This window comes from uncultured Shewanella sp. (genome assembly GCF_947501225.1).
Lineage (GTDB): Bacteria > Pseudomonadota > Gammaproteobacteria > Enterobacterales > Shewanellaceae > Shewanella.
Window position 1 is genome coordinate 32322 of sequence record NZ_CANMUW010000011.1, and the last position, 19226, is coordinate 51547.

A 19226-nucleotide genomic window follows, 5' to 3' on the forward strand; every position below is an offset into this window, starting at 1 on the left:
AGAGGGCGTATCACCGATATCGGAACGCCCTCACCTTAGCAGAATTGCCAGTAGCAGAATTAACGCCAGTAAGGCTCGTTCTTCAATGCCGAGCGTCTGGAATGCTCCATAGCAAAGAGCAGGCTCTGCTCCTTATTCACAAGCCAATCCGAAATATCTATGTTCTCAGACTCACTCAGCTCTGCCAGTTGCCGATATGCCGCCAGTGTCCTGATCCCCAGAACAAGATCTTGCCACGGTGCTCTGAACAGATCTCTGGCCTTAGTTGGATATAGTGCGCCATATGCGACACCGACGAAGATACTCTCATCCAGGGCACGTGCAAAAGATTGGTACTCCTGGCTGCTGAGATCTTCATCATCGGGCATAAGTTTAACAATTTTCTGCCAGGAAGCCTCCTGCATCTTATCGGCAAAAGCCTGAAGCCCCAGTCCCTTATCCAGATGCCTCTTTCCAGCCTGAAACTCGAGCAGCAGCTCAACGAGCACCAGTTGAAGACCACCATAGCAGGTATCATCGAGCATCTTGCTGACCAGTTGCGGAATAGACAGACCACGCAGCTTCGCCAATGTTGCAGCCGTTAACTGCTTCTCCTGAGGTAGCTTAGTGATCAACAGGCTATTCTGATCGACAATTTCAACCAGGCTCAAACCCGTTTCGATAAAATCTAAATGCCGCTCGATACAATTAAACTTGTACGCCAGCTCGTCATTGAGCAGATTAAACTGCTCCAGCGTGCACCTTAGCAGGCGCACACAAGCCCGCAATCGATAACAGAGTTGAGGGGCCTGCTCATCATCTTTGACACCCGACTCGAGGATCATCGCCTCCAGCATCTGCCAGCGCTCCAGTCCCGTGCTAAGCAGGGCTATAAATGTCTGTTTCAGATCCTGCTCAGGCTCCAATGCAATAAACTCAAGTGCGTCCAGGCTGAGCGGGCTGGCTTGTGCTGCCAAACGGTACCCCCTCTGCGCCTTACTCGCCTTACCCAAACGAACCGGGATCTGCTCGGAAACAATGCGTCCCAGCTTAATCAATGCCGAAGTTTCCCCCGCCATAAGCTCAAACTCGAGCTCACAGATAGGCTCAGATACCGTCTCCCCCTCTCTGTTAACACTGATATTCCCCACATCCAGGGCAAGCTCGACCAGGCTATCGTCGACATAGATATGCCATGTTTGCCTGTTAAAATTGGTATTAAACAAACGGGTCAAATCATTTTGCAGTGCTGAAATATTAGACAGCTCAGGCCAGATTTTTTCAGGAAATTTTATAAGCTCAGGTCTGTCTTGTTCGATGGCGACATTGAATTCCGGCCGTGAATGTATGCCACCTATCACGCTGCCCGCCGTCTTAATCGTCTGCTCCCTTGCGCCGTCACAGTTTCGAACCCTCAACCCCATATCCCACTTTCGTAGCTGCAGATCGGGAGTATCGAAATAGCTATTGATGAGTTTCTTTACCCCTTTTGATTCAGAATGAGGTAAACTGTTTAGCAAGTGAACCAAGGCTTCTTGTTGTTCTAATTGAAAAAATAATTTTAGTTCTATCTCGGCATCCATTAGCCAGCTGCTCGCTCTTTGGTCATTGTTAGGAGAGAGGTTAGCCTTCATCTCCTAATGGTTGTCATTAAAGTTTAATTAAATTTTAATCAAAATATCATCTATCGTGCCGGGTGTAATATTACTGTCACAAACTCACCGTAGGATGCGGTTTGCAGTTAAGATATAACTCGTTAGAATAAAAACTGTCAGTTTTAATGTAAAAACACAGTTTCAATACGCGGACGCTTGGGTTAACATGCGCCCGCTTTTTCCAACAGTGGAATAACCTAAATAGGTACACGGCAATGCCAGTAAACTCTATTTTGGGCGTGTTTGCAAAATCGCCAATTAAGCCTCTACAAGAGCATATAGACAAAGTGCACGATTGTGCATCGATACTTATCCCGTTTTTTGAGGCTACAATAGCCGGAGATTGGGATAAAGCTGTTCAGCTACGTAAGCAGATAAGCTATGCGGAACGAGAAGCGGATTCACTAAAACGTGAAATACGTCTCACTCTTCCCGGCGGACTGTTTATGCCTGTCGAACGTACCGATCTTCTGGAGCTTCTAACCCAGCAAGATAAAATCGCTAACAAGGCAAAAGATATCTCTGGTCGAATCATCGGCCGCCAGCTTCTCGTTCCAGAAGCTATTCAAGACCCCTTCAACGCTTACTTGCAACGCTGCATTGATGCAGTATCCCAGGCTAAACAAGCTATCAACGAACTCGACGACCTGTTAGAAACCGGTTTCCGTGGTCGTGAAGTCGATCTAGTTGCAAAAATGATCGTCGAACTCGATAAAATCGAGGAAGATACGGATGATCTTCAAATCAAGATCCGTCGTCAGCTGTTCGCTATCGAAAACGATATGAACCCTATCGATGTGATGTTCCTCTATAAGATAATTGAGTGGGTTGGCGACTTGGCAGATCTTGCCGAGCGAGTAGGCTCCCGCTTAGAGCTAATGCTAGCTCGCGTCTAAAAACAAAGTTATCAAGGTAACAACATGGTTGATGTATTAGTCACCAACGGCCCTATGCTTATTGCTTTTGCGGCTGCTTTTGGTTTTTTAATGGCATGGGGTATTGGCGCCAATGATGTAGCCAATGCAATGGGAACCTCAGTAGGTTCAAATGCTATTACGATTAAACAAGCGATCATCATCGCGATGATTTTTGAATTTGCCGGAGCTTATCTGGCAGGTGGTGAAGTAACCAGCACAATCCGTAAAGGTATTATCGATTCAGCATATTTCGTTGATTCACCTGAGCTGCTCGTATACGGCATGATCTCGGCACTGCTCGCTGCTGGACTCTGGCTTATTGCCGCGTCCGCTCTGGGCTGGCCTGTGTCTACGACCCACTCTATTATCGGCGCTATCGTTGGTTTCGCAGCTGTTGGTGTTGGCACCGAAGCCGTTGAATGGAGCAAGGTTGCGGGTATTGTAGGCTCCTGGGTCGTCACACCTGCAATATCGGGCTTTATCGCCTTTACCATATTCCAGAGTGTACAGAAGCTTATCTTCGATACTGATAACCCTCTGGAAAATGCGAAGCGTTATGTACCTTTCTATATGGCACTGGCAGGCTTTGTTATGTCTCTGGTTACCATCAAGAAGGGCCTTAAACATATCGGCCTGCACTTCAGCAGTGGTGAAGCCTATGCACTAGCCGTGGCTGTCGCTATCTTGGTTGGTATTGGTGGTATGGTTGCCATCAAACGTCTCAAGATGAGCAAGAGCGCCGATCGTCAGACTCAGTTTGGTAACGTCGAAAAGGTCTTCGCGATCTTAATGGTTGTTACGGCTTGTTGTATGGCTTTCGCCCACGGTTCTAATGATGTTGCTAACGCGATTGGCCCACTGGCCGCCGTAGTATCAGTTGTTAACAGTGGTGGCGACATTGCCGGTAAGTCTCCGCTGGTGTGGTGGATTCTGCCTCTTGGTGCCGTCGGTATCGTGATGGGTCTGGCCATATTCGGTAAGCGGGTAATGAAGACCATAGGTAAGAACATTACTCACCTGACTCCGAGTCGTGGCTTTGCGGCCGAGCTTGCTGCGGCCTCTACCGTAGTGATTGCATCGGGTACCGGTCTGCCGATCTCTACCACTCAAACCTTAGTGGGTGCGGTGTTGGGTGTAGGTATGGCTCGCGGTATCGCCGCTATCAACATCGGCGTAGTGAGAAACATCGTCGTATCCTGGGTGATCACGCTTCCTGCCGGTGCAGCGCTCTCAATCATGTTCTTCTTCATGATTAAAGGTATCTTTAACTAAGATACTCCAGGCTCAGTTCAGCTTAGAAAAAAGGGAAGCTAAATGGCTTCCCTTTTTTGTATCGGAAATTTATTAATCATGCTTATGGCCAAAATGGCTATCACAACTCCCACTTAACTCTTGCATCAAACTCTTGCAAAAAGTCCGGCAAATCCCTAGCATGTGGCTATACTTCTTCGATGAGAATTCATAGTGTTAAGATTCTTTGCTTTAGTGGGATTGATGTTACTCTCTCCCAGCCTCTTGGCTGAAGGCCAGCCCCGTTATATCTCAGACAATGTATACCTCTATCTTCATGGCGGCCCCGGAACGCAATATCGCATTTTAGGTAGCATAGAGTCCGGTCAGGCGATCACACTGCTGGATGAAAAACAGGGAGATTACTCCAAGATCATCGATCATAAGGGTCGTACCGGCTGGGTTGAAACCAAGATGATCAGTGCCAACAAGAGTTTCCGTGAGCAGTTGCCGGAACTTCAGGCCGAGCTGGACAGAACCAAGGCCGAGCTGGCGCAGGTAATCGATGCCAGTGACAGCAGCCTCGAAGAGCTTCGCACACTCAGAAGCCAACTCGCTCAAACCGAAAAGTCTCTCGAACTGGCCAGCACCGAGCGCGATGCAGCCACAAGCAAACTTACCAACATAGAGAAGAACGAGCGCTTCCGCATGTGGCAGGAGGGTGGCATGATAGCCGCAGCGGGCCTGATATTGGGAATCATCCTGGTTTACCTGCCAAAACCAAGACGTAAACAGAGGAATCGCTGGTAATAGCCATAGGTAACAACCATAGGTTCGAACAAGTTTACAGAGAAAAGCCAGCGAAATTTTCCCGCTGGCTTTTTCGTTATCGCCTCGCGGAAGTGACATCCGTTCACAAGCTCCGCCGACCAGATCAAGCTAACATCACATATAAACCGATAATGGTGTTCCCTATCACATTTTGAGAGTATAATTGCGCGCGAAGATGTCAGATTGTATACAAAAAATAACAAGCATCTTAATGCGCTTACCGAGGTGAGTTCTTCGGTAAGACTTTTCCTTCAAGCAAACTGTCCCTTAACCGGCCCAGATGGAAGCGATTACTATGTTCAAAGCGAGTGAAGTTCTGACTGGTCACTATGACCAAGCTAATCTCGATGAGCTATTTACAGCCATCACCAATAACTACATTGTCGATGAAGATGAATATCTATCTGAACTTATCAAGCTCGTTCCTTCGAGTGAAGATGAAATCCAGCGTGTTACCAAACGTGCCCATGATTTAGTAGCCAAAGTTCGCCAATATGATAAGAAAGGCTTAATGGTTGGCATCGACGCCTTCCTGCAGCAGTATAGTCTGGACACTCAGGAGGGAATTATCCTCATGTGTCTGGCCGAAGCCTTATTACGAATTCCTGACGGCGCAACCGCCGATGCTCTCATCCAGGATAAACTGTCCGGAGCTAAATGGGATGAGCATATGAGTAAGAGTGACTCTACGCTCGTCAACGCCTCAACCTGGGGGCTGATGTTGACAGGAAAGATCGTCACACTCGATAAAAATATCGATGGTAAACCCAGTAACCTTCTCAACCGTCTGGTTAACAAGGTCGGTGAGCCCGTTATCCGCCAGGCGATGCTGGCAGCCATGAAGATAATGGGTAAGCAGTTTGTTTTAGGTACCAACATCAAAGATGGCCTGAAAAATAGTGAAGCCAACCGTAAGCTAGGCTATACCCACAGCTACGATATGCTCGGCGAAGCGGCACTCACCATGGTCGATGCTGACAAATATTTCAGCGAGTACTCTGCGGCAATCGCCGCCCTCGGCGAACAAACCTATGACGAGAGCGAGGCGCCACGTCCCACCATCTCCATCAAGCTTTCGGCCCTTCATCCCAGGTATGAAGTTGCCAATGAAGACCGTGTAATGAGCGAGCTTTATGACTCCTTAATCAAGCTGATTAAGAAGGGGCGTGAACTCAATGTCGGAATCTCTATCGATGCCGAAGAGATGGACAGACTGGAACTGCATCTTAAACTGTTCAAGAAACTCTACAACTCCGATGAAGCAAAAGGCTGGGGACTGTTGGGTATCGTGGTGCAGACCTATGCTAAGCGTGGTCTTCCGGTGCTATGCTGGCTGACACGCCTCGCCAAGGAACAGGGCGATGAGATCCCGGTCCGTCTGGTAAAAGGGGCTTATTGGGACAGCGAACTAAAATGGGCTCAACAGGGCGGTGAAGCAGGATACTCACTCTTTACCCGAAAGGCGGGAACCGATGTCTCCTACCTGGCTGCGGCACGATATGTCTTCTCAGATGCGACCCGCGGCGCTATCTACCCTCAGTTTGCCACCCATAATGCGCAATCTGTTGCCGCGATTATGGATATGGCCGGCGACCGCCAATATGAGTTCCAGCGCCTGCACGGCATGGGGCAGGAGCTATACGACACATTACTCGCCGAAAGCCCGGATACCCGCATCCGTATCTACGCCCCGATCGGTGAACACAAGGAGCTTCTACCCTACCTGGTACGTCGCCTGCTTGAAAATGGTGCTAACACCTCGTTTGTTCATAAGCTGGTCGACCCTAAGGTTGCCATCGACTCTCTGGTCGTTCATCCGTTAAAAACACTTCATAACTATAAAACCCTATCTAATAATAAGATCGTTCAACCCGCCGATATTTTTGGCGAAGAGCGTAAGAACTCAAAGGGACTTAACATGAACATCATCTCTGAATCTGAGCCTTTCTTCGCAGCACTGGATAAGTTTAAAGAGACTCAGTGGAACGTCGGGCCTCTGGTCAACGGCGAACTCTTAAGTGGTGAAACGAAAGAGGTCGTCAGCCCCTTCGATACCACTAAGCTCGTGGGCAGAGTCGCCTTCGCTAACAACCAGGCCATTGAGAAAGCCTTAGCGAGCGCCGACAGCGCCTTCCCAGCTTGGTGTAACACTCCGGTTGAAGTGCGTGCTACTGCCCTGCAGAAGCTGGCCGATCTGCTCGAAGAGAATCGCGAAGAGCTTATCGCCCTGTGTACCCGGGAAGCGGGTAAGAGTATTCAGGATGGTATCGATGAGGTCCGTGAAGCGGTCGATTTCTGTCGCTACTATGCCGTACAGGCTAAGAAGATGATGGCCAAGCCTGAACTTCTTCCCGGCCCCACCGGTGAACTGAACGAACTCTTCCTGCAGGGTCGCGGCATCTTCGTCTGTATCAGCCCCTGGAACTTCCCGCTGGCTATCTTCTTAGGTCAGGTGGCAGCCGCCCTTGCCGCCGGTAACACGGTTGTGGCAAAGCCTGCCGAACAGACCTCTATAGTCGGTTATCGCGCCGTTCAACTCGCCCATGAAGCGGGGATCCCGAAAGAGGCACTTCAGTTCCTTCCCGGAACAGGAGCCACTGTCGGCGCGGCTATCACTTCAGATGAACGTATCGGCGGCGTCTGCTTCACAGGCTCTACGGGAACGGCGAAGCTGATTAACCGCACTCTGGCAAACCGTGAAGGTGCGATCATCCCGCTCATCGCCGAGACCGGCGGTCAAAATGCCATGGTCGTAGACTCGACATCTCAGCCTGAGCAAGTTGTGCACGATGTTATCGACTCCTCATTTACCAGTGCCGGCCAACGTTGCTCGGCGCTGCGCGTACTCTTCCTTCAGGAAGATATCGCTGACAAAGTGCTCGATGTGATGAAGGGTGCCATGGAGGAGCTTACCGTTGGCGACCCAAGTTCGGTGAAGACAGATGTCGGCCCGGTTATCGACGCCACGGCGCAGGCTAACCTTAATGCACATATCGATCATATCAAACAGGTGGGTACCCTGCTCAAGCAACTTGAGCTGCCAGCCGGCACCAGGAACGGACACTTCGTTGCCCCGACAGCGGTGGAGATCGACTCCATCAAGGTACTGGAGAAGGAACATTTCGGCCCAATCCTGCATGTGATACGTTACAAGGCCGCCGAGCTGCAGAAGGTGATCGACGAGATCAACAGCACAGGATTCGGCCTGACGCTAGGTATACACAGCCGTAACGAAGGTCATGCCCTTGAGGTGGCCAACAAGGTTAATGTAGGTAATGTTTACATCAACCGTAACCAGATCGGTGCCGTCGTAGGTGTCCAGCCGTTCGGCGGACAAGGCCTGTCGGGTACAGGTCCTAAGGCCGGTGGTCCCCACTACCTGACCCGCTTCATCACAGAAAAGACCCGCACCAACAACATCACCGCCATCGGCGGCAATGCGACCCTGCTTTCACTGGGTGACAGTGAAGAGTAACCACTTTTCATAAACCGGGAACCTAAAAACCAGGCCATAGCGCCTGGTTTTTTTCTTATACCAATCAGTATAAAGGTGTGATCGCTCAGCGAGAGTTTAGCGCTTCTGAGGCAAGGCCACGAGTGAAGAGCATAGTTGTTCTACGTTTAAACTCGTTAACGGAGTATCGGAAGCGCTAAAACTCGCCTTTCAGGAGTATTTTTGGCTGCCTGCTTCATCAAAGAATAGCTTCACAAGGGATCACCATTGCACCATCTATTCGCCTTGAATTCGTTTGTCAAAAATGACTCTGAGTAGATCACTTTCTTATACTGATTAGTATTAAATCTCTCTTGTTTACATGCACAGTAACTATACTCAAGCTATCAACAGCAATATCCCCCTTGTTTACCGATGGAGAGAATAATGAGTGATGACACTTTAGACCTAGAGCAAGTCAGTGAGATCTTGAATAAATCCCCAGCCACCATAAAACGCTATGCCAGAGAAAACCTGCTAACCAACGTAGGCGAGGGTGATGAACTGAAATTTAAAAAAGATGAGGTGATGCGCTACCTGGAGTTCTCCAAGCGACTGGGGTGATACCGAACATCGGGAGTTCTCCAAGCGACTGGGGTGATACCTAACATCGGGAGTTCTTCAAGCGGTTGGGGTGATGCCTAACATCGGGAGTTCTCCAAGCGACTGGGGTGATGCCTAACATCGGGAGTTCTCCAAGCGATTGGGGTGATGCCTAACATCGGGAGTTCTTCAAGCGATTGGGGGGGTGCCTAACATCGGGAATTCTCCAAGCGACTGGGGTGATACCTAACATCGGGAGTTCTCCAAGCGACTGGGGTGATACCTAACATCGGGAGTTCTCCAAGCGACTGGGGTGATGCCTAACATCGGGAGGCATCCTCTCCTCCCGGGCAAGCCAAAACGAGGTTACAGTTAACCTAATTTATGATGCAGGCTCGCATAATACTCATCTGTCGCGAGCAGGCTCTCATGGGTGCCACTGGCCTTAAGCTCTCCCCGCTCCATCAGATGGATGCGATCCATCCGGGACATGGCCGTTAACCTGTGGCTTATCATCAACATGGTCTTATCGGCGGCAAACTCAAACAGCAGGGCTAAGATCTCCCGCTCGGTGCGTTTATCCAGGCCCTCTGTTGGCTCGTCAAGCAGTAACAGAGGCGCATCGCGTAACAGGGCTCTGGCAACACCGATACGTCGCTGCTCGCCTCCGGAAAGCTGTCTCCCCCCCTCACCAATCCAGGTATCGAGCGGCTTCTCCCCCTGAGTCAATGTCGATAACCCCACCTTGTTTAACACCCGGATCAATTTCTCATCATTTATCGCTTGCGCCTCGCGCCTTTCGGCCCGGGTAGATGGTTGCTCAACCGGTTTCTGAGCCAGGGTAAGGTTACTCCTTAAAGTGCCGCTCAGCAGATAGATCCTCTGACTGATAAGGGTTATCCCCTCTCTCAGTGAGGTTTCACTATAATCGCCAATGTCCCGTCCACCGACACTGACACTACCCGACGTCGGCTGCCACTGCCTTGTGATGAGTGATAGCAGGCTGGATTTACCACAGCCCGTCTGCCCCAGTAGCGCAACCTTCTCACCCGCCTTCAGCGACAGGTTTACTCCACGAAGAACACTATGGTCACTGGAGCCATCCTGCTCAAAACCTAGATCCGCAGCACAGGTTTGATAGCTGAAGAAGATATCTTTAAGCTGCAGCTCTCCCCCGGAGACCTTAACGTCACTATCGGGATTAAACACGATATCCGGCTCCTGCTCTACCAGCTCATTGACCCGCTTGGCCGCGGTCACACAAGCCGACAGATGTTGAAACGCTCCGGCAATTGGCATCATCATCTCGATACAGGCCATGGTCATAAATACCATCATGGCAAGCATTGGGCCGGGTGGCACATGCTCCCCCACACCAGAGGCTGCCATGTAAAGCATGACTATCACGGCAAAGCCATGGCAGAAGATCAGGCTGGCCTGGCTCAATCCGGTAACATTCGCCATCGCCGACTGGCTATTTAACATGGCCGTCTCGGCCTTAGAGAGTTCGGCCCTGAACCTCTCGCCGGCGCCAAACAGGGTGATCTCGGCCTGACCCTGAATAAACTCCAGCAGCTGCACCCTGAAGTGTCGCTTACTCTCCAGCTGCGCTATGCCCGGCTTTCTCCCCAGCCGGTAGAAGATAAAGGGCAGCAGTAGCCACACCGCCAATAGGATCCCACACAGAGTCAGGGCCAGACTCGCATCGAACCAGGCCACAAACAGATACAAGACGCCCAACATCAACAGCGATGCCGTCATCGGCGTCAGCAGCCTCAGATAGAGATGATCCAGGGTATCGATATCTGCCACTAACCTGTTAAGCAGATCCCCCTGTCTCAACCCCTGCAGATTCCTGGCACTCAAAGGCAGTAACTTACGCCAGGTCCAGCTTCTGAGCTGAGTCAGCAGCCTGAAGGTCGCCTCATGAGTCGCCAGACGCTCGCCATAGCGGCTCGCCGTACGGGCAATGGAGAGGAAGCGTACCCCGCCTGCCGGCGTGAAGTAGTTAAAGGCCTGAGCGGTAGCGACACTCAATCCGGCGACTGCGGCGGCGGAGAGGAACCAGCCGGACAGAGATAGCAGCCCGATCCCCGCCATCAGGGTGGTAATGCTCAGAACCAGGCCGGTAAACATCATCAGCCACTGATGCTTAAACAACTTTATAAAAGGGAGTAGCGCCTTCATCAATTATGCTCCTCAAGGTTAACCGCTTCATCAGCACTCTCTTCCTGCATCTGCTTAAACAGTCCCTGACTCCGGCTTAACTCATCGAAATTGCCTCGCTCGATGATCTGTCCGCCATCCAGCACTAAGATACTGTCCATCTGATGCAGCTGATCCAGCCTGTGGGTCACCATCAGGCAGGAAGCTCCCGACATCGCCTCTTTAAGCGCAGTCTGTACCGCCTGCTCACTGTGACTATCCAGGCTCGCCGTCGGTTCATCGAGAATATACAGCGGCGCATTCTGGCCCAGGGCTCTGGCCAGTGCGATACGTTGAGCCTGACCCACCGAGACGCCCGCTTCCTGCTCGCCTATCGGGTGATCCAGCCCCAAGGGTTGACGCTCGACGAAGTTCAACACCTTAGCCTTCTCAAGCAGGGCCATAACACTTGCATCATCCATATCCGGCTCCCCCATGGTGACGTTATCGCGAATGGTGCCATGAAACAGCTGGGGATCCTGGCCCAGCCAGGCCAGGTGACGCCGCCAACGAGTCTTATCGAGTTGATTAAGCTCGACTCCATTAATCTTGAGGCTACCGCGATAGGAGAGGAATCCCAGCAGGGCATTGAGCAAACTGGTTTTACCGGCCCCGCTCGGCCCGACCACGGCCATATGCTCACCCGCACTCAGATTGAAATCTATCGGCCCCAACAGCTGAGTACCGTCGGGACTATCGATGCAAAGTGCGCTTGCCCGAATCGATACTCCCCTCCTGAGGCTGTCCTCATCAAGAGATGTAAGCCCTCCTTTACCGGGTGATGAATCACCTTCCAAGCCGGAACCAGGCTCAACCCTGTGATTAAGCAGTTCCATCAGCGCTTCGGCGGCACCAATCGCCTGTGCCTTAGCGTGGTAGTGGGTGCCCATATCTCTCAGAGGCTGATAAAACTCGGGCGCGAGGATCAGCACAAACAGGCCGGTAAACAAACTAAGGCCGGCACCGTAATGGCCGAAGTCCAGATGATCCAGGTAGCTGAAACCAAAGTAAACGGCGAGCACCGCGATAGAGACCGCGGCAAAAAACTCCAACACGGCAGAGCTTAGGAACGCCAGCCTGAGTACCGACATGGTTCGTTCGCGAAACTCCTCGGAGGCACTTTCGATCGCCCTGCTCTCCGCATCTCCGCGATTGAACAGCTTGATGGTATTCAGTCCCTTCATTCTATCCATGAAGTGTCCGCTGAGTTTAGCCAGAGCACTGAAGTTTTTACGATTGGCATCGGCGGCCCCCATGCCAACCAGCGCCATAAACATAGGAATGAGTGGTGCCGTCAACAAGAGGATCAGTCCCGCTGCCCAGTTGATGGGGAAGACAACCACGAGTATGGTGAGCGGGATAAAGGCCGCCAAAACTATCTGCGGCAGGTAACGGGCATAGAAGTCATGCAGATCTTCCACCTGCTCTAACACTATACTGGCCCAGCTACCGGCGGGCTTCCCCTTGATAAAAGATGGGCCAAGCTCGGTCAACTTATCCAGCACAGCACCACGAATATGAAGCCTGAGTCGTCTTCCCGCCTCGAAGCTCACCCTCTCCCTTCCATAGGCCAGTGCCGCCCGAATGAAGATAAGCCCCACCAGACAATAAAACTGGAGGGCAAACTGCTCTTTTGGCAACTCAAGAATGATCAGCCCATGCAAGATGGTGGCAATAAGATAAGCCTGCGCCACTAAAGAGAAGCCGGTCAGGAGACCGAATAACACAGTCAAATTCAGATAGAAACCACAGGCTTGTTTCTGTTGTTTCAACCAGGATGTGAGCACTTTTTCTAAGGGTTTGTCCATGCTTCTCCGGCAAGGTAGCGAATTAGGGCTTGAAAAAAGCCATTGGGAAAGATAGGACGCAGTATCGCAGGCATCGATTGAGGAATAAAACGCCGGCCTCGTAAATGTTAACGGATTCACAAAAATTGAGCTAGATCAATTTTTACGGGAACTAATTTCTTCCCTCCCTCTGTAAGAGGCACGCCAAAGAGCGACCATTTGTCCCTGTTTAAGCACCGCCCCGAATCCACCAAGCCACTCCCGCAGGAGAGTACTCATCCAAACCCAATAAAAAAGGCCGGTGAGCAACCGCCCGACCGACCCTTTAGATAACCCAAAAGCTGAATTCAGCTGTTATCGCTTACTTATCCGATGCGTAGTCGTCGTTATCTTCATCAAAAAAATCATCACTGCCATCGGCAACATCGCGCGCTTCACGCCATGCATCTGCGGCCAACTCTTTTGCTGCATTAGCCTCGGTACGCTCCTCGCGCTGCTTGGCTTTACGCTCGTTACGCTCCATCAGCTTATCGAGGAAAGATTTAAGCTCTTTTTCACCCCAAGCTGTCGCTTCCGCTTCAGAGGCAAAACCTGTTTTTCTTTTCGAGACTATGGTCTTTCTTGCTGTCATACGACGGGTAATTTCAGCGGCCCACACATCTTTGTCTTGTACTATGCGGTAATCGAACTTCTTGGTTTGTGTCATGTCACTTATTTCCTACAGATAGAGTCTTAGCGCTGCCCCTAAAGGCAAGCGATAAGTAAAAATATTTTTAGCTATGCTAATTACGCTTAATAAACCTGCTCCAACTAACGAGCAGAGTAAAACAGTTGTCGATGCCCAAGCCTATGCTTGCCCCTGGAGCCCATCTTCAATCTTTATACTGATTGATATTAGTCGCTTTGCTTTAATTTGATATCCATATAACCAAAAACTCACACAGAGAGAGGCCCGGCACACCACTGATGGCCAGGCTATCGGCTATAGGAATTGATTATAGTAAATATGGTAATGAGAAATTTTAACTCTATACCAATAAAACCTGATACCACTCATCGAGTCACGAAAAGAAAACATAGACTAAAAAGCAAGACCCTGAGCGTTTAGGGCGCGAGAGTAACACGTACAGAGTTTAAACAAAATGATTTAACGACCCAACTTTTAATCTATCGCAAAATTCATCACTGAAACTCTACTCCAGGATGATAAAGAGCGGCGACAAGAGAAGCGTCCCCCAAAAGATGAAACCCGATCCACAGGCTGAATAGATCAACTATGATTAACAGTAATCGGTCGGCCTTTGGCTCATCGAACCGGGGAGCCGCTAAACCAGAGAACCATGCAGCTGTGGACAACGGGAATCGCTTAAAACAGGACGTAGCTTGCTAAATATCAGCCAAACTGCCGAATTAATAGCTGGTTATTGTTTATAAATTAGCGCTTTTGCGGGATATCCTGTAAGCTGCACGCCCGCCAGAATCGCTGGCTTCATAAAACCGCTGCATTATTAGCGTCAAGAGACCAATCTATGAGTTTTACCTCCCTGGGTTTATCCGCTCCCATATTGAAAGCAGTAGCCAACAAGGGCTACGAAACACCTTCGCCGATTCAAGCTCAGGCTATTCCCGCAGTGCTGGAAGGCAAGGACGTTATGGCTGCGGCCCAGACCGGTACAGGTAAAACGGCGGGCTTTACCCTGCCACTGCTGGAGCTTTTAACCAAAGGCAGCCGTGCACCTGCTAAACAGGTTCGCGCCCTGGTGCTTACCCCGACTCGTGAGCTTGCGGCCCAAGTTGCGGAAAGTGTCGAAACTTACGGTAAAAACCTGCCTCTTCGTTCGGCCGTTGTCTTCGGCGGCGTAGGTATCGGCCCCCAAATCTCAAAATTGAGCCGGGGAGTCGATATACTGGTCGCCACTCCGGGACGCCTGCTGGACCTCTATAGCCAAGGTGCCGTTAAATTTAACCAGCTGGAGGTGTTAGTACTTGATGAAGCCGACCGCATGCTGGATATGGGCTTTATTCATGACATCAAACGCATTCTTAAGATATTACCGGCGAAACGTCAGAACCTGATGTTCTCTGCGACCTTCTCAGACGACATCCGTAAACTGGCAAAAGGTTTAGTTAATAACCCGGTAGAGATCTCGGTAACGCCGCGTAACGCAACCGCCAATACGGTGGTGCAGTATGTCTATCCGGTGGATCAAAAACAGAAAACTGCGGTACTTATTAAGCTGGTCAGTGAAAATGAGTGGGATCAGGTATTGGTATTCAGCCGCACCAAGCATGGCGCAAACCGTATCGCCAAGAACCTCGATGCCAAGGGGATCACCGCAGCCGCGATTCACGGTAACAAGAGCCAGGGGGCCAGAACCAAGGCGCTGGCAAACTTTAAGAGTGGCGAAGTTCGCGTCCTCGTAGCCACCGATATTGCCGCCCGCGGCCTGGATATCGACCAGCTGCCAAACGTGGTTAACTTCGATCTGCCTAACGTTCCCGAAGATTACGTTCACCGTATCGGCCGTACCGGTCGCGCCGGAGCCAGTGGCCAGGCCATCTCTCTGGTTAGCAGCGATGAGTCCAAGCAACTCAGGGATATCGAGCGCCTGATTAAGCAAAATATCCCCCGTAAAGAGGTTGAAGGGTATACACCGACTCATGAAGTGCCTCAAACCGATCTGACCGGCAGTAAGCGCGGTCATAACCGCGGACCACGAAATGCCAGCGGCAGAGGTAACCGCCGGGGTAACGAACGCTCAAACAGCGGTTCTCGCAACGACTCTCAAAACAGGCGCAGAAGTGGCGGCGCGAAGCATACTGACAAAGACGATGCCAAAGGCAGAGCTCAGCAGGGCGGTAAGGTCGAACACAAAGACGGGCAACGTAGCGGCGACACCGCCCGCGGTCATAAGCCTAACGATAAGAACAGCAGCCATCGCCGCACGCGCAGACCTAAGGGGCCATCCAGCGCCAATGCTCCGGCCTCTAAGCCTGCATCAAACAGCAGTATTTGGGGGAAATAGGGAGTAGATGCGAGCCACGAGTACGGCACACTTAGCACTTAGCACTTAGCACTTAGCACTTAGCACTTAGCACTTAGCACTTAGCACTTAGCACTTAGCACTTAGCTTAGTCCCTGCGAGAATATTCGCTACAGCCCGATTAATTCAATTCCGTCATGCTGGACTTGTTTCAGCATCCAGATTTAGAAATGAGCGTTAAAGTTTAAGATCAAAAAAGCAGAGCTCACACTCTGCTTTTTTGTATCTGGAACACTTATGTCTGTTTACCATGGATGGCATAAAACAGACGTTGTATCTGGAATAATAGATAAATAGTCAAGAGGTTCGAGGATCCAGGTCCTGGAACCTCACCCTCAAACCTCAAGTCTAGAACCTAAAACCTCGCTCCTAGAACCTTCACTATATTAAGCCAGCAACAGGAAGCCGACAAAGGTCGCTATCGCCGCAATCATTGCATAGGGCAGCTGAGTCACCGCATGACTGACTAAGTTACAGCCTGAGCCCTGAGCCGCCAACACCGTCGAGTCGGAGTAGAAACAGGCTTGACTGCCAAATGATGACGCCGACAACAGAGCCCCTATCACCAGAGGAATATTGGCATCTACCGATTGGGCCAATGGCATCACGATCGGAATCGATACCGCAAAAATCCCCCAGCTGGAGCCGGTTGCAAATGCCAATATCGACATGGTGAGAAACACCACTGCCGGCAGCAACTGAGGCGTCATAAACGGGCTCAAGCTGTCGATCACATATTGAGGCAGCATCAACTTATCGCACACATCCTTAAAGATGAACGCCGCAATCACAGTCCCGATGGCCGGCAACATGCTTTTAAAACCATCGATCATCTGCTCCATCATCTCTGACAGGGGCATCAACCTTTGCAGCCCATAGTAGGGCAGCGTCAATGCCAGCGTAGCTATCAGCCCCTTCAATACGTCGATATCGAAATAGACGGTAAAGCCCACCAATAGCAATATTGGCACGAAGAAGTTACGCAGTTGCCCCCGGTTATCTGCATGCTTAAACTCCTCTTCCAAAGCTTTTACCGCATATTCATCCGAGGTCTGCACCTCATCTAGATCGACCTGTTCGAGCGCAGGCTGTCCCTGGGCAGCCGCAAGCTGAGCCCGTTTCATCGGGCCAAAGGCCGGCACTATGCCTAAGATAACCAGCAGCACCATAGCCACTGCCAACCAGGCATAGAGCATATAGGGGATCGCCTGCATATAGACGGCGATGCCCTGCCCCTCGGCGGCAATACCGTTATCGACCAGTAATCCCCCGAAAAAAACGGCCCAGGTAGACAGAGGCACCAACACACAGATAGGCGCCGCAGTAGAGTCCACCACATAGGCCAACATCTCACGTGAGACCTTAAATTTATCGGTCACCCGCTTCATGGTCGAACCCACGGTCAGCGCATTAAGGTAATCATCGATAAAGATGACGATACCCAGTATAAAACTCATAAACAGCGATGATTTGGGTCCCTTGGCCAGTTTCAGGGCATGACGGCCAAATGCCATCGAGCCGCCGGTCTTCACCAGCAGGGCAATCAAGGCACCGAAACCACCACACACGAGAATGAGCCAGCCGATAGTCTCATCGGCCATGACCGACAGAGAGATATCGGCAAAGTTATTGAGCACGTCGGCGGGCTGGTACATCACCAGCCCCACTAACGCACCAATAATTAACGATAGAATTGGGCGGCGCAGCACCACGGCTAACACCAGAACCACCACAGGTGGAATAAGACTTAAGGCTGTCGGTTCAGACATGCGCGAATGTCCTTCTAAAAAAGTGCCCCTTGGGGCAGATTAATTTAAAAGACTCAAGTTAACCGGAACTACATAGCCCGGAGTTTTCTGAGTTTATTGCTGCTTTATGATGAACTTGCCACCGGTCCGATAGGAAATTGCCGGTGTATGGCTTGCACCTGAGTTAAAACATCGCGCGAAAAATAATCCCGATTCAAACTCCAGTCAATGAAAATATTTATTTCATGACACTTTTTTTCTGCCCGCTAAAACAAGCATGCGTAACACATTGAAATAGCAGTATAATTCACAGCAGCAAAAAACCAGCCACCGCCGCCAACTCTCCACTGTTTATTCACCCTAAATGAGTATACACCCAGGAAGAAGCAGCCATAAATCATACCTATCAAATTGATTATTAATGTTAATAATCTACAGTGCGGCAATAATTACCTGAATTAAACACAAGCAAGGCGGTTAACAGCTTTACTTCTCAGATAAAATAGGTGAGTTTTAGCCATCAAATTCAACAACGCGCCAGGGCCGATTCCTATGGAAACAGAGCTAAAGAGGGACTGCTTGAAAGATAAAGCGAAAGAGAAGGAGGAGACCGTGAAGATGGAGGGGGGCTGCCTGTGCGGTTCACTCAGATATAAGGTAACGGCCATGCCCTTCGACGCCGATCACTGTCACTGCCGCATCTGCCAGAAGAGCACCGGCGCCGTAATGGGCAGCTGGATGGACTTTCTCACCGAGCAGGTTATCTGGTTATCCGGCCAGCCGACGGAGTATGCCTCATCGGATACCACCAGGCGTGGCTTCTGCTCTAGTTGTGGCACCAGTATCAGTTTTCGCGATACCGGCTATCCGAAATACTATTCATTGAGTATTGCGTCACTGGATGACCCGAATCTGGTACCGGTTAAGTATCATATTCATACTGCCAGTCAGGTATCCTGGCTGTGTATCAAGGATGATACCCCCAAGTACAGTGGCACTCGGCAGGGATAATCAGTCGCATCACTGACTTAGGATGTTTGCTAGGGTTTACTTGGTACTTAATAGGTTTATTGAAGGTCGCTCCTTCAAGGGGATTTATAGCCTGCGGCTCGCTTATGTGCAGATACTTCTGTGACACGCTGCAAGTACATCCGTGTAAGCTCGACGATGGCATCCCTGCCATCAACGGCCACAGCCGCATCTGCACCTTTATCTATCTTCTCTTCGATTAAAACTCTATCTAACCCGGCCTAATCACCTTCAAGTACGATGGTTCCCCGTTGGAAGGTTAATATGGCATAGCCATAAGCTCATGAACGAGAAGCATGGTTAAAATTGTTCCCTACACTTTTTAACATTTCCAATGTCCTATCAGTCAGATGCTGAACTGGCTTTGTAAATGGATTTACGTGCAGAAGTACGTAGATAAAAATACCGTAGAGCCATCATGGCCGTTCTCATACATCCTTGTATTTCTCGGCATTCAGGCATCCTGCCTATCAGATGTCAGGTTAGCTTTCGGACTTCTTGTGACAAGAGCGGATTCCCCATCGGAAGCGGTAGCAATTTATCCATAAGAACAGAGGATCAAAACTTCGCCGGGGCGTCATGGTGGATGCAAGGCGAATAATCACCATATAGGTGATTGTGCTTATGAGCGAGAGGCAGGGATGCCGAACTGGCCTTTGTATATGGACATATTTGGAGTTGCTATTGCTCCCCCGCCCCCTCTTGCCCTGCTGTTTATTGCAAGAAGGGAATGGAATTCCACGACTTTCATCCAAACGAAGTTTG

General features: G+C 50.4%; 12 protein-coding genes. 7 read left to right on the top strand and 5 right to left on the bottom strand.

Translation table 11 applies throughout. The features are described from left to right. Positions 1-59: 59 nt before the first annotated feature. Positions 60-1562, bottom strand: coding sequence for a CYTH and CHAD domain-containing protein (locus tag Q1B47_RS15230; protein WP_299795524.1), 1503 nt, complete (start codon positions 1560-1562; stop codon positions 60-62). Positions 1563-1849: 287 nt separating this feature from the next. Between Q1B47_RS15230 and Q1B47_RS15235 the strand changes: the two genes are divergently transcribed. The 5 genes from Q1B47_RS15235 (at position 1850) to Q1B47_RS15255 (ending at position 8669) form a co-directional block, all read left to right on the top strand. Next, positions 1850-2530 carry a TIGR00153 family protein gene (locus tag Q1B47_RS15235; RefSeq protein ID WP_299795311.1) on the top strand — a complete coding sequence of 227 codons (681 nt, stop codon included), beginning with the start codon at positions 1850-1852 and terminating at the stop codon, positions 2528-2530. Between the two features lie 24 nt (positions 2531-2554). Then, complete coding sequence (locus Q1B47_RS15240) at positions 2555-3823, top strand: inorganic phosphate transporter (protein WP_299795312.1); 1269 nt, start codon at positions 2555-2557, stop codon at positions 3821-3823. A 192-nt stretch (positions 3824-4015) separates the two neighbouring features. Then, positions 4016-4591 carry a TIGR04211 family SH3 domain-containing protein gene (locus Q1B47_RS15245; protein WP_299795314.1) on the top strand — a complete coding sequence of 192 codons (576 nt, stop codon included), beginning with the start codon at positions 4016-4018 and terminating at the stop codon, positions 4589-4591. Between the two features lie 301 nt (positions 4592-4892). After that, complete coding sequence (gene putA / locus Q1B47_RS15250; RefSeq protein ID WP_299795316.1) at positions 4893-8087, top strand: bifunctional proline dehydrogenase/L-glutamate gamma-semialdehyde dehydrogenase PutA; 3195 nt, start codon at positions 4893-4895, stop codon at positions 8085-8087. Between the two features lie 405 nt (positions 8088-8492). Continuing rightward, positions 8493-8669: a helix-turn-helix domain-containing protein gene (locus tag Q1B47_RS15255; protein ID WP_299795318.1), complete on the top strand. Its 177-nt coding sequence runs from the start codon at positions 8493-8495 to the stop codon at positions 8667-8669. 351 nt (positions 8670-9020) lie between these two features. Here Q1B47_RS15255 and cydC read toward each other — a convergent pair whose 3' ends face one another. From cydC to Q1B47_RS15270, 3 genes are all read right to left on the bottom strand, one after another. Then, on the bottom strand, positions 9021-10835 hold the full coding sequence (gene cydC / locus Q1B47_RS15260) for a cysteine/glutathione ABC transporter ATP-binding protein/permease CydC (protein WP_299795320.1): 1815 nt from the start codon (positions 10833-10835) through the stop codon (positions 9021-9023). Then, on the bottom strand, positions 10835-12661 hold the full coding sequence (cydD, locus tag Q1B47_RS15265) for a cysteine/glutathione ABC transporter permease/ATP-binding protein CydD (protein WP_299795322.1): 1827 nt from the start codon (positions 12659-12661) through the stop codon (positions 10835-10837). The genes cydC and cydD overlap by 1 nt, the downstream gene beginning before the upstream one ends. Positions 12662-13001: 340 nt before the next feature. Then, positions 13002-13346, bottom strand: coding sequence for a DUF3622 domain-containing protein (locus Q1B47_RS15270; RefSeq protein ID WP_299795324.1), 345 nt, complete (start codon positions 13344-13346; stop codon positions 13002-13004). A gap of 823 nt (positions 13347-14169) precedes the next feature. Here Q1B47_RS15270 and Q1B47_RS15275 point away from each other — a divergent pair. Next, positions 14170-15666 carry a DEAD/DEAH box helicase gene (locus tag Q1B47_RS15275; protein WP_299795326.1) on the top strand — a complete coding sequence of 499 codons (1497 nt, stop codon included), beginning with the start codon at positions 14170-14172 and terminating at the stop codon, positions 15664-15666. Positions 15667-16070: 404 nt separating this feature from the next. Here Q1B47_RS15275 and Q1B47_RS15280 read toward each other — a convergent pair whose 3' ends face one another. Beyond that, on the bottom strand, positions 16071-17453 hold the full coding sequence (locus tag Q1B47_RS15280; protein ID WP_299795328.1) for a Na+/H+ antiporter NhaC family protein: 1383 nt from the start codon (positions 17451-17453) through the stop codon (positions 16071-16073). A gap of 597 nt (positions 17454-18050) precedes the next feature. Between Q1B47_RS15280 and Q1B47_RS15285 the strand changes: the two genes are divergently transcribed. Next, complete coding sequence (locus Q1B47_RS15285) at positions 18051-18443, top strand: GFA family protein (RefSeq protein ID WP_299795526.1); 393 nt, start codon at positions 18051-18053, stop codon at positions 18441-18443. Positions 18444-19226: the final 783 nt, after the last annotated feature.